At 72.1% G+C, this 19282-nt stretch carries 22 protein-coding genes; 20 read left to right on the top strand and 2 right to left on the bottom strand.

Annotated elements, in window-relative coordinates; genetic code table 11:
* The first annotated feature begins 6 nt into the window (after positions 1–6).
* Positions 7–1650, top strand: coding sequence for an acyl-CoA dehydrogenase family protein (locus tag ACO1BR_RS18065; RefSeq protein WP_426796085.1), 1644 nt, complete (start codon positions 7–9; stop codon positions 1648–1650).
* Between the two features lie 217 nt (positions 1651–1867).
* On the opposite strand, the gene ACO1BR_RS18070 is transcribed toward ACO1BR_RS18065, so the two are convergent.
* Positions 1868–2284, bottom strand: a complete 417-nt coding sequence (locus ACO1BR_RS18070) for a hypothetical protein (protein ID WP_159507496.1) — start codon at positions 2282–2284, stop codon at positions 1868–1870.
* Between the two features lie 291 nt (positions 2285–2575).
* Here ACO1BR_RS18070 and ACO1BR_RS18075 point away from each other — a divergent pair, with 291 nt between their 5' ends.
* From ACO1BR_RS18075 to ACO1BR_RS18140, 14 genes are all read left to right on the top strand, one after another.
* Positions 2576–3967 (top strand): GAF domain-containing protein, encoded by a 1392-nt coding sequence (locus ACO1BR_RS18075; RefSeq protein ID WP_426796086.1) that lies wholly within the window; start codon positions 2576–2578, stop codon positions 3965–3967.
* Positions 3968–4073: 106 nt separating this feature from the next.
* Positions 4074–4664 (top strand): GNAT family N-acetyltransferase, encoded by a 591-nt coding sequence (locus tag ACO1BR_RS18080; RefSeq protein ID WP_426796087.1) that lies wholly within the window; start codon positions 4074–4076, stop codon positions 4662–4664.
* Positions 4665–4756: 92 nt separating this feature from the next.
* A complete protein-coding gene (locus tag ACO1BR_RS18085; protein WP_350257049.1) occupies positions 4757–4840 on the top strand; it encodes a putative leader peptide in 84 nt (27 codons plus the stop codon).
* A gap of 219 nt (positions 4841–5059) precedes the next feature.
* Positions 5060–6754 carry a nitrite/sulfite reductase gene (locus ACO1BR_RS18090; RefSeq protein ID WP_426796088.1) on the top strand — a complete coding sequence of 565 codons (1695 nt, stop codon included), beginning with the start codon at positions 5060–5062 and terminating at the stop codon, positions 6752–6754.
* Positions 6755–6785: 31 nt separating this feature from the next.
* Positions 6786–6992, top strand: a complete 207-nt coding sequence (locus ACO1BR_RS18095; RefSeq protein ID WP_426796089.1) for a hypothetical protein — start codon at positions 6786–6788, stop codon at positions 6990–6992.
* Complete coding sequence (locus tag ACO1BR_RS18100; RefSeq protein WP_426796090.1) at positions 6989–7678, top strand: phosphoadenylyl-sulfate reductase; 690 nt, start codon at positions 6989–6991, stop codon at positions 7676–7678. Before ACO1BR_RS18095 ends, ACO1BR_RS18100 begins: the two co-directional genes overlap by 4 nt.
* A gap of 23 nt (positions 7679–7701) precedes the next feature.
* Positions 7702–8235 (top strand): adenylyl-sulfate kinase, encoded by a 534-nt coding sequence (gene cysC, locus ACO1BR_RS18105; protein WP_426796091.1) that lies wholly within the window; start codon positions 7702–7704, stop codon positions 8233–8235.
* A complete protein-coding gene (cysD, locus tag ACO1BR_RS18110; RefSeq protein ID WP_426796092.1) occupies positions 8232–9176 on the top strand; it encodes a sulfate adenylyltransferase subunit CysD in 945 nt (314 codons plus the stop codon). The genes cysC and cysD overlap by 4 nt, the downstream gene beginning before the upstream one ends.
* Positions 9176–10537, top strand: coding sequence for a sulfate adenylyltransferase subunit 1 (locus ACO1BR_RS18115; RefSeq protein ID WP_426796093.1), 1362 nt, complete (start codon positions 9176–9178; stop codon positions 10535–10537). Before cysD ends, ACO1BR_RS18115 begins: the two co-directional genes overlap by 1 nt.
* Positions 10538–10751: 214 nt before the next feature.
* On the top strand, positions 10752–11861 hold the full coding sequence (locus ACO1BR_RS18120; protein ID WP_426796094.1) for an aliphatic sulfonate ABC transporter substrate-binding protein: 1110 nt from the start codon (positions 10752–10754) through the stop codon (positions 11859–11861).
* 40 nt (positions 11862–11901) lie between these two features.
* On the top strand, positions 11902–12702 hold the full coding sequence (locus ACO1BR_RS18125) for an ABC transporter ATP-binding protein (RefSeq protein ID WP_426796095.1): 801 nt from the start codon (positions 11902–11904) through the stop codon (positions 12700–12702).
* Entirely contained in the window at positions 12689–13783 is a 1095-nt protein-coding gene (locus ACO1BR_RS18130) for an ABC transporter permease (protein ID WP_426796096.1), read from the top strand. Before ACO1BR_RS18125 ends, ACO1BR_RS18130 begins: the two co-directional genes overlap by 14 nt.
* Before the next feature lie 4 nt (positions 13784–13787).
* The gene (locus ACO1BR_RS18135; protein ID WP_426796097.1) at positions 13788–14558 is read left to right on the top strand and encodes a sirohydrochlorin chelatase; all 771 of its coding nucleotides are present in this window, start codon (positions 13788–13790) and stop codon (positions 14556–14558) included.
* 172 nt (positions 14559–14730) lie between these two features.
* Positions 14731–14865: a hypothetical protein gene (locus ACO1BR_RS18140; protein ID WP_426796180.1), complete on the top strand. Its 135-nt coding sequence runs from the start codon at positions 14731–14733 to the stop codon at positions 14863–14865.
* A 206-nt stretch (positions 14866–15071) separates the two neighbouring features.
* Here ACO1BR_RS18140 and ACO1BR_RS18145 read toward each other — a convergent pair whose 3' ends face one another.
* Positions 15072–15455, bottom strand: coding sequence for a signal peptidase I (locus ACO1BR_RS18145; RefSeq protein WP_426796098.1), 384 nt, complete (start codon positions 15453–15455; stop codon positions 15072–15074).
* 169 nt (positions 15456–15624) lie between these two features.
* Here ACO1BR_RS18145 and ACO1BR_RS18150 point away from each other — a divergent pair, with 169 nt between their 5' ends.
* The 5 genes from ACO1BR_RS18150 to ACO1BR_RS18170 all read left to right on the top strand — a co-directional run.
* The gene (locus tag ACO1BR_RS18150) at positions 15625–16317 is read left to right on the top strand and encodes a response regulator (RefSeq protein WP_426796099.1); all 693 of its coding nucleotides are present in this window, start codon (positions 15625–15627) and stop codon (positions 16315–16317) included.
* Complete coding sequence (locus ACO1BR_RS18155) at positions 16317–17498, top strand: sensor histidine kinase (protein WP_426796100.1); 1182 nt, start codon at positions 16317–16319, stop codon at positions 17496–17498. The genes ACO1BR_RS18150 and ACO1BR_RS18155 overlap by 1 nt, the downstream gene beginning before the upstream one ends.
* Positions 17499–17683: 185 nt before the next feature.
* Positions 17684–17953, top strand: a complete 270-nt coding sequence (locus tag ACO1BR_RS18160) for a hypothetical protein (protein WP_426796101.1) — start codon at positions 17684–17686, stop codon at positions 17951–17953.
* 71 nt (positions 17954–18024) lie between these two features.
* On the top strand, positions 18025–18633 hold the full coding sequence (locus tag ACO1BR_RS18165) for a stage II sporulation protein M (protein WP_426796102.1): 609 nt from the start codon (positions 18025–18027) through the stop codon (positions 18631–18633).
* A 209-nt stretch (positions 18634–18842) separates the two neighbouring features.
* Positions 18843–19282, top strand: a 440-nt coding sequence (locus ACO1BR_RS18170; protein WP_426796103.1) for a hypothetical protein, incomplete at its 3' end; no start/stop codon positions are given.

Genomic DNA, 19282 nt, shown 5'->3' on the forward strand with positions numbered 1-19282 from the left:
TCTGCCATGGCAGCAACCACTCATATCGTGACGAACCAGCCCCCGCCACTGACCGGGTACGACGTCTTCGGGTCCGACCCGGCACTCACCGAGGGCATCGCCCGGTACGTCGCCGCGGAGCGCCTCGGCGAGGTGCGGGAGGAACTGGGCCGGCTGGGGCGGGCGGCCGGCTCCGCGCAGGTGCAGCGCTGGGGCGCGCAGGCCAACGCGCACCCGCCGGTGCTGCGCACCCACGACCGCTACGGACACCGCATCGACGAGGTGGAGTTCCACCCCGCCTGGCACCGGCTGCTCGGCCATGCCATCACCGCCGGCCTCACCGGTGCCTGGTCGCGCCCGGACGGGCACGTCCGGCGGACCGCCGGCTTCCTCGTGTGGTCGCAGGCCGAGGCAGGCCACGGCTGCCCGCTGTCGATGACCCATGCGGCGGTGCCGGCGCTGCGCGCCGAGCCGGAGTTGGCGGCGGTCTGGGAGCCGCTGCTGACCTCGCGGGTGTACGACCCGGAGCTGCGGCCGGCCGCCGCGAAGGCGGGTGCGCTGGCCGGGATGGCGATGACGGAGAAGCAGGGCGGCAGTGACGTCCGCGCCACCACCACGCGCGCCGAGCCGCTGGCGGCGGCCGGGGAGTACGTCCTGACGGGGCACAAGTGGTTCTGCTCCGCGCCGATGTCGGACGTGTTCCTGGTGCTGGCGCAGGCACCCGGTGGGCTGACGTGCTTTCTGCTGCCGCGGGTGCTGCCGGACGGCGGCCGCAACCCGTTCCTGCTCCAGCGGCTCAAGGACAAGCTCGGCAACCGCTCGAACGCCTCGGCCGAGGTGGAGTTCGACGGGCGCACCTGGGCGCGCCGGGTCGGCGAGGAGGGGCGCGGGGTGGCGACGATCATCGGGATGGTCGCGGCGACCCGGCTGGACTGCGTCAGCGGGGCGGCGGCGGTGATGCGGCAGGCGGTGGCGCAGGCGGTGCACCACGCCGCGTACCGGGAGGCGTTCGGCGGGCGGCTGGTCGACAAGCCGCTGATGCGCAACGTGCTGGCCGATCTGGCGCTGGAGTCGGAGGCGGCGACGACGCTCGCGCTGCGACTGGCGGCGGCGTACGACGGGGGCACCGCGCAGGACCGGGCATTTCTGCGGCTGGCGGTGCCGGCGGCCAAGTACTGGGTGACCAAGCGGTGCACGCCGGTGGTCGCGGAGGCGCTGGAGTGCCTGGGTGGCAACGGCTACGTCGAGGAGTCGGGGCTGCCCCGGCTGCTGCGCGAGGCGCCGCTGAACTCCCTGTGGGAGGGCTCGGGCAACGTCCAGGCGCTCGACGTGCTGCGGGCGCTGCGGCGCGAACCGGAGGCGCTCGACGCGTACTTGACGGAGATCGGCACGGCCCGCGGCGCGGACCACCGGCTCGACCGGGCGATCAGGGGGCTGCTGACCGAACTCGCCGACCTGGAGGGCATCGAGGCGCGCGCCCGGCGGCTGGCGGAGCGGCTGGCACTGGTGCTCCAGGGTTCGCTGCTGGTGCGGTACGCGCCGCCGGAGGTCGCGGACGCGTTCTGCGCCGGCCGGCTGGGCGGCGACGCGGGCGCGGCGTTCGGCACGCTGCCGCACACGCTCGGCCTGGCGGCGGTGGTGGAGCGGGCACGGCCGGCGGTGGCGGGGTAGTGGCGGGGGAGCGCCCGGCCGGCGGCGCGCGGAGCGGGCTGCGGCCCTGGCTTTCCGGGGCCACCGGCCGCACCCGCCGGCGGGTCGGCGCGGCGGCGGTTCCCCGCCGGCCGCCGGAGCCGTCAGCAGTCGGCCCCGGCGGGACGGGGACGGGGGTCACCGCCGCCGCGCCGGTGTCAGGGAGCGGTGCCGCGCCGACTCGGCGCCGTTCCCGGTCTCAGGGCCACCGCGACGGGTCCGGTTCGGTGCGCCCGCGCAGCGCCGCGTCGATGGCCACGATGATCTCGGCGTCCGGCACGTCCGGCCGGAAGCCGACCAGCACACCGCGGGCCTCGTAGTAACGGATCACGCGCAGCGCGTCGCCGGTGCCGTCCTGCCCCGTCTCCCGCAGGTGGACGACGAGGTCGGCGGTGGCCGGTGCGGGCAGCGGACCGCCGAAGCGCGCCACCCGGTCGAGGAGTTGCGGCGCGCCGTCGATCACATAGCCGCCGGCGGGCAGCGGCTGACGCCTGATCAGCACGTCGACCGCGGTCAGCCGCGGGACCCGGTAGTGCTCGGCGAGCCGGGCGGCCCGCGCGATACGGCCCCCCGCACTGGCGCCGATCACCACGACACGCGGGGCGGCAGCCACCATGGCGAGCCCCCTCCCACACCGTGCCGGCGACGCGGTGCGGCCGATGGCGTCCTCGGCGGGCAGCCGGCGGGTTCTCCGACGGGTGACCGGCGAATCCTCCGGCGGCGGGTCGCCCCCGCCCTGAGGGCGTGGGAGAGGGTCGCCATCGGCCGCGGTCACCAGGTTCCCCGCTGGGCGTCATAGGCCACAACGGTTGCACCCCGTTGCAGCGGATCTTCACAATGCCCCTTCTCCGGACGGCCGGTGACGGCACGATGGGCACACCGGGTGACAGGCACAGCGGGGAGCGGCGTGAGCGACAGACCCATCGACAGCACCGGTGCGCGGACGGCCGAGCGGTCGCACGACAGACCGGTCGAGAGCGCCGTCCGGTCGGCCCAGGACATCCGGGAGACGGCCCGGCGGCTCGCCACGGTCCACGAGGCTGCGCTCGCCGGCGAGCTGCCGTCGGACGCGGCGCGCGACGCGCCCCGTGCGGTCATCGGCGAGTCCTGGCGCCGGGTGCTCGGCTCGGGCGTGGACCCGGACCGGGTGCGCGCCCAGCAGCCGCTGTCCGTGGCGGAGTTGGAGCACCGGCGGCAGCACTCGCAGCTGGCGTCGATACTGCCGGTGCTCAGCGGCGGGCTGCTGCCGACCGCGGACGCCGCGCAGCAGATCATGGTGGTCACCGACGCCGAGGGCCGGCTGCTGTGGCGGGAGGGCAGTGCGCCGATCCGGCGGATGGCCGACCGGCTGGGCTTCGACAAAGGCGCCGACTGGACGGAGGGGGTCGTCGGCACGAACGCCATCGGCACTGCGCTGGTGGCCCGCAGCCCGGTGCTGGTGCACTCCGCCGAGCACTTCCTGCGCAGCCACCACAGCTGGACCTGCGCCGCGGCGCCGCTGCACGACCCGCGCGACGGGCGGCTGCTGGGCACCGTCGACATCAGCGGCCCGGCCCACTCCTTCCATCCCACGACGCTCTCGCTGGTCTCCGCGGTCGCCCGGCTCGCGGAGGGCGAGCTGCGCACCCGCCACCACGCGTCGCTGGAGCGGCTGCGGTCGAGCGCGGCACCGGTGCTGGCGCGGATCGGCGGACGGGCGCTGGCCGTCGACCCCAACGGCTGGACGGCGGCGGTGACCGGGATGACGCCGCCGGACCGGGTGGCGCTGCCGAAGACGCCGGTGGCCGGGCCGCTGTGGCTGCCGCGGTACGGGATGTGCACCCTGGAGCCGCTGCCCGGCGGCTGGCTGATCCGGCTCGGCCGGCCGGAGCCGACGCCGCGGCCGCACCGGGTGGTGCTGGACGTCGGCGGGCGCGACGGCCCGGCGGTCACCGTCGCGGGACCGGCCGGCAGCTGGTCGCACGCGCTGTCCCCGCGCCATGCCGAGCTGCTGTTCCTGCTCGCCGCGCACCCGCGCGGACGCAGCGCCGCCGAGCTGGCCCGGGACCTGTTCGGCGACGGGGGCCGTACGGTGACGGTGCGCGCCGAGCTGTCCCGGCTGCGCCGTCATCTGGCGGGGGTGCTGGCCCACCGGCCGTACCGCTTCGCGGACGGGGTGGAGGTGGAGCTGCGGCTGCCGCCCCGGCCCCTGGAGCTGCTGCCGCACTCCACGGCGCCCGCGGTACTGGCGGCCCGCCGGGGCGGCGGCTTCGCGGCGGACGGCGCCCGCGTCCCACCACATGGACGCGGTGTTCCGTGATGTGGCGACGGCCCGGGACGGGTCCGGGCGGCCCGGCGCGGCGGGGCCGCGGGCCGGCTGCGCCGCGGGGCGCGACCCGCCGCCGGCGGTGTGATGTGCTGGCCCCATGAGCCACCGCGTCACCACCTGGCACCTCGAACAGACCTCGCCGGCCGATCTCGCACCCGCCGCGGAGCCGCCCGCCGACCAGGGTGTGCGAATAGTCCGCTCCGAGGTACCGTCGCCGGAATTCAGCCGCTTCCTCTATACGGCGGTCGGCGGCGACATCCTGTGGACCGACCGGCTGGCGTGGCCGTACGCCCGGTGGGCCGAGCACCTCGCACGGCCGGGCGCGGAGACCTGGGTGGCGTACGAGCGCGGTACGCCCGCCGGCTTCATCGAGCTGGACCCGCAGCCGGAGGGGGCGGTGGAGATCGCCTACTTCGGGCTGCTGCCGGCGTTCCGGGGCCGGCGGATCGGCGGGCATCTGCTCGCCCACGGGACGGCGCGCGCCTGGGACCTGGCCGAACGGTGGCCGCAGCGGCCGGAGACGAAGCGGGTGTGGCTGCACACCTGCAGCGACGACGGGCCGCACGCGCGGGCCAATTACGAGCGGCGCGGTTTCCGGGTGTACGCGACGGAGGTGACCGAGGAGCCCGAGGTCGCGATGCCGGGCCCCTGGCCGGATGCCGGACCGCTGTCGCCCGCCGGAAAGTGACCGAGACCACACCATCTCGCGATTCGGGACACCTGTGTCCATATCTTGGATAACGGTGGACTGGCCGGAGAACGGCGTGCCACGCTTCCGTCATGTCCAGAGCTGGAATTGCCTTGGTGAGTCGGCGGCACGTCGACCTCGGCCGCATGTCCAGCGCCATTTGTCGGGCAGGCTGACGCTGCACGATCAGGGGCCCTGACCCCTCCGTATCCGGACAGCACTCGGCACCACCGCTCCACGCCGTCCCCATCGTCGCGGACGCGCGCACCCGCCCGACCAGCAGCTCACCGCCGACGCGTGCCCACGCGCCGCACTTCGGTGTGTCCGCACAGGTCGCCGGGGGGTACGCCGCACCCGTCCGCCCCCCTTTGAGCCGCCCAGAAGGACGTACACCCATGGCCGCCAACCCGGATCTCCCCTCCGCCACGACCCGCCGCAAGGCCGGACGCCACCGCGGCGAGGGCCAGTGGGCCGTTGGTCACTTCACGCCACTCAACGGCAACGAGCAGTTCAAGAAGGACGATGACGGTCTCAATGTGCGGACACGCATTGAGACGATCTACGCCAAGTCCGGCTTCGACTCGATCGACCCCAACGACCTGCGGGGCCGGATGCGCTGGTGGGGCCTCTACACCCAGCGCAAGCCCGGGATCGACGGCGGCAAGACCGCGATCCTGGAGCCGGAGGAGCTGGACGACAAGTACTTCATGCTGCGGGTGCGCATCGACGGCGGCCGGCTCACCGTGCCGCAGCTGCGCGCCATCGGCGAGGTCTCCGAGCAGTACGCGCGCGGCACCGCGGACATCACCGACCGGCAGAACATCCAGCTGCACTGGGTCCGCATCGAGGACGTGCCCGCCATCTGGGAGAAGCTGGAGTCCGTGGGGCTGTCCACGACCGAGGCGTGCGGCGACTGCCCGCGCGTGATCATCGGCTCCCCGGTCGCCGGGATCGCCGCGGACGAGATCATCGACGGCACCCCCGCCGTGGACGAGATCCACGAGCGGTACATCGGCAGCAAGGAATTCTCCAACCTGCCGCGCAAGTTCAAGACCGCGATCTCCGGCTCGCCCGTCCAGGACGTGGTCCACGAGATCAACGACGTGGCCTTCGTGGGCGTGGTGCACCCCGAGCACGGACCGGGCTTCGACCTGTGGGTCGGCGGCGGGCTGTCCACCAACCCCAAGCTCGCGCAGCGGCTGGGCACCTGGGTGCCGCTGGACGAGGTCGCCGACGTCTGGGCCGGCGTGGTGGGGATCTTCCGCGACTACGGCTACCGGCGGCTGCGCACCCGCGCCCGCCTGAAGTTCCTGATGGCCGACTGGGGCCCGGAGAAGTTCCGCCGGGTGCTGGAGGACGAGTACCTGCAGCGCAAGCTGATCGACGGCCCGGCGCCCGAGGAGCCCGCGCAGAAGTGGCGGGACCACATCGGCGTGCACCGGCAGCAGGACGGCCGCTTCTACGTGGGCTTCGCACCGCGCGTCGGCCGGGTGGACGGCACCACCCTGACCAAGATCGCCAAACTGGCCGCGGCGCACGGCTCCGACCGGCTGCGTACCACCGTCGAGCAGAAGATGATCATCCTCGATGTGACCGAGGACCAGGTCGACCCGCTGGTCGCCGGACTGGAGGCGCTGGACTTCCAGGTCAGGCCCTCGCCGTTCCGCCGCGGCACGATGGCCTGCACCGGCATCGAGTTCTGCAAGCTGGCCATCGTGGAGACCAAGGGCCGCGGCGCGTCCCTGATCGACGAACTGGAGCGCCGCCTCCCGGAGTTCGACGAGCCGCTGACCATCAACCTCAACGGCTGCCCGAACGCCTGCGCCCGCATCCAGGTCGCGGACATCGGCCTCAAGGGCCAGCTGGTGCTGGACGGCGACGGCAACCAGGTCGAGGGCTACCAGGTGCACCTGGGCGGCGCGCTGGGCCTGGAGCCCGGCTTCGGCCGCAAGGTCCGCGGCCTGAAGGTGACCGCCGACGAACTGCCGGACTACATCGAGCGGTTGCTGCGCACCTTCCAGGAACAGCGCGCCGAGGGCGAGCGGTTCGCCACCTGGGCGGCGCGTGCCGAAGAGGGTGCGCTGAAGTGAGCGAACGCGCCGAGACCCAGCGGGAGACATCGTGAGCGAGCGTGCCGCCCCGTTCCACTGCCCGTACTGCGGCGACGAGGACCTGCGGCCTTCGGAAGGCAAAGGGACCTCCCGCGGAGAGGGCGCAGCCTGGGAATGCCGGTCCTGCAGCCGGGCGTTCCGGCTGAAGTTCCTGGGCCTGCTGGCCCCCGGAGCCACCGGCTCCGCCCCTGCCGCTTCCGACGGAGGTAGCCCGTGACCACCGCAACCGACCTTCAGCGGCTCGCCGAAGAGGCGGGCCGCGACCTGGAGGACGCGCCCGCCCTGGAGATCCTCCGGTGGGCCGCCGAGACCTTCGGGCCGCGCTTCTGCGTCACCTCCTCGATGGAGGACGCCGTCGTCGCGCACCTGGCCTCGCGTGCCTTTCCCGGCGTGGACGTGGTGTTCCTGGACACCGGCTACCACTTCCCGGAGACCATCGGCACCCGGGACGCGGTGGCGGCGGTGATGGACGTCAACGTCATCACCCTGACGCCCCGTCAGACCGTGGCCGAGCAGGACGCCGAGCACGGGCCGAAGCTGCACGACCGCGACCCCGACCTGTGCTGCGCGCTGCGCAAGGTCAAGCCCCTGGAAGAGGGCCTGACCGGCTACGACGCCTGGGCGACCGGGCTGCGCCGGGACGAGTCGCCGACCCGGGCGAACACCCCGGTCGTCGGCTGGGACGCCCGGCGGCGGAAGGTGAAGGTCTCCCCGATCGCCCGCTGGACGCAGGCGGACGTGGACGCGTACGTCGCCGAGCACGGTGTGCTCACCAACCCGCTGCTGACGGACGGCTACGCCTCCGTCGGCTGCGCCCCCTGCACCCGGCGGGTGCTGGCGGGCGAGGACGCGCGGGCCGGGCGCTGGGCCGGCAGCAACAAGACCGAGTGCGGACTGCACTGATGGCGGAGTTTTTGGAGACACAGATGACGGGCGCCACGATCTGGCTGACCGGTCTGCCGAGCGCGGGCAAGACGACCATCGCGCGCGAGCTGGCCGGCCGGCTGCGCGGCGAGGGCCACCGCGTCGAGGTGCTCGACGGCGACGAGATCCGCGAGTTCCTCTCCGCGGGCCTCGGATTCACCCGCGAGGACCGGCACACCAACGTCCAGCGCATCGGCTTCGTCGCCGAACTACTGGCCAGCAACGGCGTCAAGGCCCTGGTGCCGGTGATCGCGCCGTACGCGGACAGCCGCGAGGCCGTGCGCAAGCGACACCAGAACAAGGGGACCGCGTACCTGGAGGTGCATGTGGCCACCCCGGTCGAGGTCTGCTCCGAGCGCGATGTGAAGGGGCTCTACGCCAAGCAGGCGGCCGGTGAGATCTCCGGCCTGACCGGCGTCGACGACCCGTACGAGGCTCCCGAGTCACCCGACCTGCGGATCGCGTCGCACACCCAGACCGTGCAGGAGTCCGCGGCGGCGCTGCACACGCTGCTCACCGAGAGGGGACTGGCATGACCACGGTGGCTTCCGTGACCGCGGACGCCGAGGGCGCCGACAACCCGTTCGCGCTGTCGCACCTCGACGCCCTGGAGTCCGAGGCGGTCCACATCTTCCGCGAGGTGGCGGGCGAGTTCGAGCGGCCGGTGATCCTCTTCTCCGGCGGCAAGGACTCCATCCTCATGCTGCACCTGGCGCTGAAGGCGTTCGCGCCGGCACCGGTGCCGTTCTCGCTGCTGCACGTCGACACCGGGCACAACTTCCCCGAGGTCATCGACTACCGGGACCGCACCGTCGAGCGCCACGGCCTGCGGCTGCACGTCGCCTCCGTACAGGACTTCATCGACCGCGGTGAACTCCGCGAGCGCCCGGACGGCACCCGCAACCCGCTGCAGACCGTGCCCCTGCTGGACGCCATCGAGAAGAACCGCTTCGACGCGGTCTTCGGCGGCGGCCGCCGGGACGAGGAGAAGGCGCGCGCCAAGGAGCGGGTCTTCTCGCTGCGCGACGAGTTCGGCGGCTGGGACCCGCGCCGGCAGCGCCCCGAGCTGTGGCAGCTCTACAACGGCCGCCACTCGCCCGGCGAGCACGTCCGGGTCTTCCCGCTGTCCAACTGGACCGAGCTGGACGTCTGGCAGTACATCGCCCGCGAGAAGATCGAACTGCCCGCCATCTACTACGCCCACGAGCGCGAGGTCTTCGCCCGCGCCGGCATGTGGCTGGCGCCCGGTGACTGGGGCGGCCCCAAGGACGGCGAGCGCCTGGAGCTGCGGCAGGTGCGATACCGCACCGTCGGCGACATGTCCTGCACCGGTGCCGTCGACTCCGACGCCGACACCATCGAAGCGGTCATCGCGGAGATCGCCGCCTCGCGCCTCACCGAGAGAGGCGCGACCCGAGCCGACGACAAGCTGTCGGAGGCCGCCATGGAGGACCGCAAGCGCGAGGGGTACTTCTAATGAGCACGACCAACGCCGTTGACGCGGACCGGACCGTGGACGCCGGTGCCACCTCGCTGCTGCGCTTCGCCACCGCCGGCTCCGTGGACGACGGCAAGTCGACCCTGGTCGGCCGGCTGCTGCACGACTCCAAGTCGGTGCTCGCCGACCAGTTGGAGGCCGTCGAGCACGCCTCCCGCAACCGCGGGCAGGAGACGCCCGACCTGGCGCTGCTGACCGACGGCCTGCGCGCCGAGCGCGAGCAGGGCATCACCATCGACGTCGCCTACCGCTACTTCGCCACCCCCCGCCGGCGGTTCATCCTCGCCGACACCCCCGGGCACGTGCAGTACACCCGCAACATGGTGACCGGCGCCTCGACCGCCGAACTGGCCGTCGTGCTGGTCGACGCCCGCAACGGCGTGGTCGAGCAGACCCGCCGGCACGCCGCGGTCGCCGCCCTGCTGCGGGTCCCGCACGTCGTCCTGGCCGTCAACAAGATGGACCTCGCCGGCTACGAAGAGCGCGTCTTCGCCGCCATCGCCGAGGAGTTCACCACCTACGCGGCGTCGCTGGGCGTCCCGGAGATCACCGCCATCCCGATCTCCGCGCTGGCCGGCGACAACGTCGTGACGCCGTCGGCAAACATGGACTGGTACGGCGGCCCCACCGTGCTGGAGCACCTGGAGACCGTGCCGGTCGGCGCCGACCCCTCGGACGACCCGGCCCGCTTCCCGGTCCAGTACGTCATCCGCCCGCAGACCGCCGAGCACCCCGACTACCGCGGCTACGCGGGCCAGATCGCCTCCGGTGTGCTGCGCGTCGGCGACGCCGTCACCGTGCTGCCCTCCGGCCGGACGAGCACCGTCGAGGGCATCGACGCGCTCGGCCACGCCGTGGACACCGCCTGGGCGCCGCAGTCGGTGACCGTCCGGCTGGCCGACGACCTGGACATCTCGCGCGGCGACCTGATCGCCCCGACCGCGGCGGCCCCGTCGGTCTCGCAGGACGTCGAGGCCACCGTCTGCCATGTCGCCGACCGGCCGCTGACCGTCGGCCAGCGGGTGCTGCTCAAGCACACCACCCGCACGGTCAAGGCGATCGTCAAGGAGATCCCGTCCCGGCTGACGCTGGACGATCTCTCCCAGCACCCGGCGCCCGACGAACTCGCCGCCAACGACATCGGGCGGATCGTGGTGCGCACCGCCGAACCGCTGGCGCTGGACGCCTACGCCAACTCCCGGCGCACCGGCTCCTTCCTGCTGATCGACCCGGCGGACGGTACGACGCTGGCCGCCGGCATGGCCGGCACCGCCTTCGCGGAGACGGGCGCGCCGTCCGCACCGGCCGCCGCGGCGGACGACGAGGGGTGGGACTTCTGACCATGCTCCAGGACATGTTCTCGACCTTCGCGAAGGAAGGCGGCCGCGTAGGCAGCGGCGCCCTCGGAAGCGGACAGGGCGGAGTCGGCCGATGTGCGTGCTGACGATGCTCCACTCCGCATCCCCCACACCTCCCTTCCGAAGATCCATCGTCTCGCCGGGCGCGCCTTAGAGGGGCGCACACCGCCCCGGCCCTCCGAGAGGAACGCCTCCCGTGTCTGCCGTTCGACGCCGCCTGCTGGCGGCCACCGCCACCGTCCCGCTCCTCGTAGGCGCGCTGGGCGCCTGCGGCTACGGCTCCCAGGCCCCGAAGGACACCGCCGCCACCATCGCCCCCAAGGGCCCCAAGGTGGACGGACTGGACCAGGTCAAGATCGGCTTCTTCGGCAACACCACCCACGCCACCCCGCTGATCGGCCTCCAGACGGGCCAGTTCCAAAAGGCGCTGGGCGGCACGGCGATCAAGTCCGCGGTCTTCAACGCGGGCCCGGCCGAGATCGAGGCGCTCAACTCCGGCGCCATCGACATCGGCTGGATCGGCCCCTCCCCCGCGATCAACGGCTACGTCAAGTCGCACGGCAAGAGCCTGAAGATCATCGCCGGTTCGGCCTCCGGCGGTGTCTCGCTGATCGTCAACCCCAAGAAGATCAAGAGCCTGGACGATCTCAAGGGCAAGACGATCGCCACCCCGCAGCTGGGCAACACCCAGGACGTCGCGCTGCTCAACTTCCTCGCCCAGAAGGGCTACAAGGTCGACGCCACCAGCGGCAAGGGCGACGTCACCGTCCAGCGCATCGACAACAAGGTGACCCCGACCGCCTTCACCCAGGGCACCATCGACGCCGCCTGGGTCCCCGAGCCCACCGCGTCCAAACTCGTCGCCGCGGGCGGCAAGTCGCTGCTCGACGAGAAGAAGCTGTGGAAGGACGGCAAGTTCGTCATCACCAACGTGATCGTCTCGCAGAAGTTCCTCAAGGAGCACCCCAAGGCCGTCGAGGCGGTGCTGCGCGGCTCGGTGGCGACCAACACCTGGATCCGGTCGCACCCCACCGAGGCGGTCAAGGCACTCAACGCCAAGCTCGCCGACCCGCAGATCTCCGGCAAGGCGCTGCCCACCGACGTCATCGACCCGGCGTTCCAGAACGTCGACGTCACCGACGACCCGCTGGCCGCCACCCTCCAGGAAGAGGCGGACCACGCCGTCCAGGCGGGCCTGCTGAAGAAGCCCGACCTCAAGGGCATCTACGACCTCACCCTGCTGAACAAGGTGCTCAAGGCCGAGGGGAAGCCGCCGGTCGACGACGCCGGCCTCGGCAGCAACTGACCCCCACCCCGGCACCGCAGTCCCCCAGGAGGTGACACCGATGACGACCAGCACGCTCACCAAGCCCGCCGCGGCGGACACCGGATCCACCGGTCCGTACGCCGCTCGCATCCACCACGTCTCGAAGTCGTTCGGCCGCCCCGGCGCGCAGCAGCACGTACTGGACGACATCAACATCGACGTCGCCCCCGGCGAATTCGTCTGCCTCCTGGGGGCCTCGGGCTGCGGCAAGTCCACCCTCCTCGGTCTCGTGGCGGGTCTGGACCAGCCGTCCGCCGGCAGCATCGAGACGCCCGGCGGCCGGCCCGCGCTGATGTTCCAGGAACACGCGCTGTTCCCCTGGCTCACCGCGGGCCGCAACATCGAACTCGCGCTGCGACTGCGCGGGGTACCGCGCGCCGAACGGCGCACCGAGGCCGAACGACTGCTGGAACTCGTCCGCCTCAAGGGCGCGTACGGCAAGCGCGTCCACGAGCTGTCGGGCGGCATGCGCCAACGCGTCGCGATGGCCCGGGCCCTCGCCCAGGACAGCCAACTGCTCCTGATGGACGAGCCGTTCGCCGCACTCGACGCCATCACCCGCGACGTGCTGCACGACGAACTGACCCGGATCTGGCAGGAGACGAACCTGTCGGTCCTCTTCGTCACCCACAACGTCCGCGAGGCCGTACGACTCGCCGAGCGGGTCGTGCTGCTGTCCTCCCGCCCCGGCCGCGTCGCCCGCGAGTGGCAGGTGGACATCCCCCAGCCCCGCCGCATCGAGGACTCCGCCGTCGCCGACCTTTCCATCGAGATCACCGAACAGCTCCGTGGGGAGATCCGCCGCCATGGCCAGCACTGAGACCACCAGCCAGTCCGCCCCCGGGGCACCCGGCGAGGACCCCGCCGACCCATCGGCCGACGCGGCCACCGACCACGCCACCGACCACGCCACGGACGGCGCCACGGACGGCGCCACCGGCGCGCCGGCCGCTCCCGCCGCGGACGCACCGGCCACGGCCCCCGCCGGGCCACCGGCCGACACATCCGCCACCGGCGCACCCCACACCAAAACCGGATCCGCCGCCGGCGACCTCGCCGGTCTGGAGGCCGGGCTCGACGCCCTGGACTCCGCGGTCGTCTCACGGCAGCCATGGCTGCGCACCGCCGTCTCCAAGGCGTTCCCTCCCCTCGTCGCCGTGGCGATCGTGCTCGCGCTGTGGCAACTCGCCTACCACTTCCAGCTCAAGCCGCACTACCTCCTCCCAAGCCCGCTCGACGTCTACCGCTCACTGCAACAGAAGTGGCTCGAAGGCACCCTCCTCAGCTTCGTGTGGACCAGCGTCTCCCGCGGCGCCCTCGGCTTCGTCGCCTCGGTCGCCATCGGTACGCTGCTCGGGCTGATCGTCGCCCGGGTCAAGCCCGTACGCGCCGCGATCGGGCCGATCCTGAGCGGACTGCAGTCCCTCCCGTCGGTGGCCTGGGTCCCCGCGGCGATCATCTGGTTCGGACTGAGCGACGCCACCATCTACGCGGTCGTGCTGCTCGGCGCCGTCCCCTCCATCGCCAACGGCCTGGTCTCCGGCGTCGACCAGATCCCCCCTCTCTACCTGCGGGCCGGCCGCACCATCGGCGCGACGGGCCTCACCGGCGTCCGCCATGTGCTGCTCCCGGCCGCGCTGCCCGGCTACCTCGCCGGCCTGAAGCAGGGCTGGGCGTTCTCCTGGCGCTCCCTGATGGCCGCCGAACTCATCGTCAACGCACCCGACCTGGGCACCGGTCTGGGCCAACTCCTGGAACAGGGCCGCGAACTCCAGGACATGTCCTGGGTGCTGGCCGCGATCCTGCTGATCCTCATCGTCGGCATCGGCATCGAACTGCTCATCTTCGCCCCGATCGAGCGCCGGGTGCTGCGCAGCCGCGGACTCCTCGTGAAGAGCTGACACCATGAACCAGCGTCCCACTCTCCTCGTCATCGCCCACGGCAGCCGCGACCCGCGGCACGCGGCGACCGTCACCGCGCTCCGCGCGCGGGTCCGGAAGCTGCGCCCGGGACTGCGCGTCGAGGTCGGCTACCTCGACTTCAACGCGCCCCGGGTGCCCCGGGTGCTGGAGCGCCTCTCGGCCGAGGGAGTACGGAACGTGGTGGCGCTGCCGCTCCTCCTCACCCGCGCCTTTCACGCGAAGTCCGACATCCCCGCGGTGCTGCGGGAGGCCGCCGCACGACTGCCCCAACTCACCGTCCACCAGGCCGATGTGCTCGGCCCCTCCCTCCTCCTGACCGGCGCCCTGGAGCGCCGGCTGGAGGAAGCCGGGCTGCGGCCCGGTGACCACCGCTCGACCGGGATCGTCCTGGCCTCTGCGGGCTCCTCAGACCCGGAGGCGATCGCAGTGATCGCTCAAACCGCGCGGGAGTGGCAGCGCACCGCCCAATGGTGCGCCGTGCGACCTGCGTTCGCCTCCGCCTCCCTTCCCCGTACGGCCGACGCCGTACGAGCCCTGCGAGCCGAAGGCGCCCAGCGAGTCGCCGTCGCCCCCTACGTCATCGCCCCCGGCTTCCTCCCGGACCGCATCGCCGCCGGCGCCCGCGAAGCCCGCGCCGACATCCTCGCCCCGGTCCTCGGCCCCGCCCCCGAACTGGCCCGGCTCCTCCTACGCCGCTACGACCAAGCCGTCCGCGCGGGCACCCGCGGGGACCTGACGGCGCTCGCGGCCTGACCTGCCCGACCGGCACGGCCGCCGTGGCCCGGCCCGTCCGGACCGTGGTCGCGACGCTGCTGCGGCTGCTGCATCTCAAGCACCGCTACCAGCTCAGCTACGAAACGCTGTGCCGGGAGGTCGCCGACTCGTCAGCCCCTGCGGCCGACACCGAGGTCTGCCCAGCAGCATCATGCGCCAACTGCCACTGGCGTCCTTCCTGGCCCGGGAAGGCGTCCGCCTCGATCAGGGCTACGTCCTCAATGTGTACGGCCAAGACGGAACCCGTCTGCACAACCTTGACACCACTCCCGAGCACAACCCTTGATACCTCAGCGCGTGACCAGAGCCCTGCTGGCTGTTGTCTCTTCCGGCGCCTTCCTGTTCACTGCCGGCCCGGTTGCACACGACGATGAGCCCACCGCCGCGCCAACCGACGAACCCACTCCGGCGGCAAGTCCGACCAACCCCGTGATCGCCGAATGCAAGGGGCCCCAGATCAACTTTGCCGAAGTCAAGGACTGGGGCGGGCCCTTAGGCGGCCCGCCCCCCTTCCCGAGGTACTGCGTATCCGGGGACGGACGGCCACCGCACGGTCAGCACCACCGATTCCTCCTCCGCGACCCAGGAATGGTCCACGCCCTGGCCCCATACGACGTAGTCGCCCTGGCGCGCCAGCAGAACGCTGCGGCCGGGAAGTTCGACGCGGAAGCGGCCGCTGATGAGGACCAGGAGGGCTGTGCGCTGCTCGCCACGCACCCACTGCGCCCGTGTGTCGCCCCGCGGGTGAGTGCCCCACTTGATCTCTATGGCATCACTGTGGCGAGGATCGCCCGCGTCCTTGAAGTGTCCGAGCAGCCAGCCCCGGTCCAGAGCCGCATCCCTGCCGGCGTTGCCCACGTACACGCTGTCGTTCATGTGCCCGGACGCTAACACCCTCCCGCCCGGCCACTGACAGCGCGACCAGCACTTTCGCAACGCGCCCGGATGAGACACCCAGGAGCGCACCGGGCCACTTCGCCGACCGGAACGAACTAAAGGAATGCTTAGTATATTTACCCACCAAGCGATCCGAGGGGGATAGTTCGTGATTCGCGTCATGGTTGTCGACGACGAACCGCTGCTGCGGACGGGGATGCAGCACATCTTGCGAGCGGAGCCGGACATCGAGGTGCCGGTCACTTGCGAGGGGTGGGAGGCGGTGGCCGCCGCCGAGCAGCATCGCCCTGATGTGGTTCTGCTCGACATCCGGATGCCGCGAGTCGACGGGCTGTCCGTGCTTGCCGGCCTGCGGGGGCAGGTCGATCCCCCTGTGGTGGCCATGCTGACGACGTTCTCCGCAGGTGAGGACATCGCGGCCGCTCTGCGGGGCGGAGCGGCGGGTTTTCTTCTCAAGGACACCGCGCCGCAGGAGCTGACCCATGCCGTTCGACTGCTGGCGGCGGGCGGAACCGTGTTGTCGCCGACGGCCGCCGATACGGTTCGGCACGGTTTCCTCAGCTCGGTGGCGAGGGCGCCGCAGAAGGCAGGACACCGCGATGCAGGCGGCGGGGAGGCCGCAGGCGGGCTGACCGAGCGCGAGCGGGATGTGCTCGCACTGCTCGCTGAGGGCCTGTCCAATGCGGAGATCGGGAGGCGACTGCTGATCAGTTCCTCGACGGCCAAGGATCACGTCAGCGCGATTCTGACGAAGCTCGGGCTCGTCAACCGCATTCAGGCAGCGGTGTACGCCCATCGGCACGCGGTGATACCGGGCAGTCCAGCCCCCGTCAGTGTGTGATGAAGCGTTCACGTCTCGCGGCCGATGCCGGGACGGTGGCACTGGCCGCCGTGGAGATCCCCGCGGTGTGGAGCCTGATCGGACCAGTGGAGCTGGTGCTGTACATCGTCACCGCCCTGCTGCTCGTGGTGTGGCGCTACTGGCCGGTACCGGTGCTGCTGCTGACCTTGCCTGCCGCCATGACGGGGCTGCTGCTGGCACCGATGATCGCGATGTGCCATGTCGCCTTCGGAGTGCGCCGCCGGGCCGTGATCGGGGCCTGTGCGGGACTGCTGTTCGCGGTGGCTCTGGTGCCGTGGCGTCCGATGCAGACCGAGGTGTGGTCCTACGAGGACGGGCTGCGCGCCGTGATCTCGTCGGCGCTGCTGGCGCTGGGGCCCACAGCGGTCGGGGCGCTAGCCCGTATGCGACGCGAACTGGCCGAACATATCGATGAGTTGATGCGCAGCCGGGAGCGGGAACGGAAGCTGCTCGCCCGTTCGGCGGTGGCGGAGGAGCGGGCACGTCTCGCCCGGGAAATGCACGATGTGGTCGCCCACAACATCAGCCTGATCGCCGTGCAGGCGGGGGCCCTGCGGAGCACGGCACAGACAGACGCGTCGCGAGAGACGGCTTCGACGATCGGGGAGCTGAGCCGCCGCACCCTCCATGAGCTGCGGGCGATGGTGAGTGTGCTGCGAAGCGGGGAGGCTCCCGGTCGCGCGGGCACCCATGAAGGAACGGTTGAAATGGCGGTGGATGGGCCTGGGTTGGCGGAGCTGCCCGCACTGCTGCGGGTGAGCGGGGATCACGTACGGTACGAGGCCGCGGTGCCTGCACGTCGTTGGCCGAAGCGGGTGGAGCAGGCCGCGTACCGCATCGTTCAGGAGGCGGTGACCAACGCGCGTAAGCACGCGACGGGGGCCTGTGTCACGGTGGCGTTGCGAGAGAGCGCCGGGAGTGAGGCACTGCTCGTCGAGGTGCGAAACGGTCCCCGGAGCGCGGTGGGGACGGGCGCCGCCGCGTACGGCGAGGAGAGCCGGCCGCTGCCTTCGTCCGGGTTCGGGCTGATAGGGCTGCGGGAACGGGCCGAAGCCCTCGGAGGGTGGCTGGAGGCGAGGCCGACGGCCGACGGCGGCTTCTCGGTGCGGGCGGCTCTGCCGGCGCCGACCGGAGGGACCCCGCCGGTCGGCGGGGTCTGAGAACAGACGGTCGGCGGATGTACGGGGGCGTCCCGGCTTGGCAGCATTTCAGGGGTTCGGCCCGAACCACGCCGGTCCCGCCTTGAGGAAAGCAAGGCGGGACCGACACCCATGGCCATGGGTTTTCCAGCATAAACACGTCCCCTGACCGCAGGACCGGCACACCCGGTCCTGGGAGGTATGTCATGAAGAAGTCCTTCAGTCGCGCGGCGGTTGCCGGCGCGAGCATCGCCGTCGCCGGCAGCGCCCTGCTGTTCCTGGGCGTCGCCGCCCCCGCCGTCCTCACCGCGTTCTTCGGTTTCACATCGGCGCAGGCCACCGGCGCGGCGACCGCGATCATGGCTGGTATGGACGTCGCCACCGCGCTGTCCATCTTCGGTGGCGCCACCGCCGTCGGCGGCCTCGGCCTCACCCTGCTGCGCAAGGCCGTCGGCAAGCAGGCCATCGTCAAGTAACGCCGATTCCGGGGCCGCTGCGTCGCGTAACCGCCGCGCGGGGGCCCCGGTCGTACTCGCCGGGAAGCTCCATGGCAGCCCTTGAAATCCCCGAACAACACGCCGCACACCGGACCTCGGACGGATCCCCACTCTGGCTCCGGTTCCTGGGCGGGTGCGCACGTCTGCTGCGTCGCCAGCGGACCGCGGTCCTCCTCGGCAATCTGCTGTGGCTGGGGCCCATCGCGGTCGGCTTCGCCCTGGGCGACCGGCTCGACCTCGGCGTCGAGCAGCGCGCCGCACACGCCGGAGGTCACCTGTGGTGGTCGATCCTCAGCACGAACGCGGGTGTCGCGCTGCTGGCCTTCGCCGGTGTCCTTACGTTTGGCCTGGCCACGATCGCCTTCAGCCTGGTGTCCGGGCTCCTGACCGGGCTGGGGCTCGGCCAGGCCACGGCGCTCGCCGGGTGGGGCGACCTGGCCCGGCACGTCCTGCCGCACGCATGGCTGGAACTCCCCTCCATCGGTATAGCCGTTGGCGCGGGCCTGGTACCGCTGATCGCAGTCACCAGCTGGCTGGTCGGCAGGAAAAAGGCTCGACCGAAGCTCCAGCACGTGCTCAGCGACTCCTTCGGACTCCTGGGGATGTCGCTCTTTCTGCTCCTCATCGCCGCGACGATCGAGACCTGGGTGAGTACCTGATGCACACGTCCCCGTGGGAAACGTCCTCAACAGTCTCCGCGAACGCGTCCTCCTCCGGAATGACAGCTTCGGCTTTTCCGGCCGAGGCTGCCCCATCGACCGCATCACCGGCGTCCTCCGCGCATCCTTCCGACCCCGCCACCCCCGAGACTCCACGGGGCGTCACGCTCGCCCGGTGGGCGCAGCTCGGCGGACTGATGGCTTGCGTCGTGCTGTTGCCCGTTCTGATGTGGCAGTTCTGGGATCTCTACCGCTCCGAAGCAGTGAGCAAGCTGCCCGGGGGAACAGCGGGACAGCTGGACGTGGCCGCCTGGGCGGCCTGGGCGACGAGTTCGCTCTTCAACGGCGTTGCCTACCTCGTGCTGGTCCTGGCGCTCGGGGCGCTGGGCGCCGCCTGCTGCCGCTGGGCAGGCGCCACGGTCGACTTCCGCGGTCTGCGGTGGGCTGTCGGTGCGGTGACCGCCGGCTATCTCGCCCTGCGGCTGGGGATGTTCGTACTGCTGTCGCTGGCCGGGGCGAGTGACCGTACGCTGCTCGACTGGCTCTCCGCCCCCGAGCCGAGCCTGCTGTTGCTCGTTGCCGTTACCGCCGTCGTACTGGGTCGCGCCGCGCCCGAGCTGAGGCCGCTGCGCAGGGGGGGGGGGGGGGA

The organism is Streptomyces sp. YGL11-2, assembly GCF_050054615.1.
Classification (GTDB): domain Bacteria; phylum Actinomycetota; class Actinomycetes; order Streptomycetales; family Streptomycetaceae; genus Streptomyces.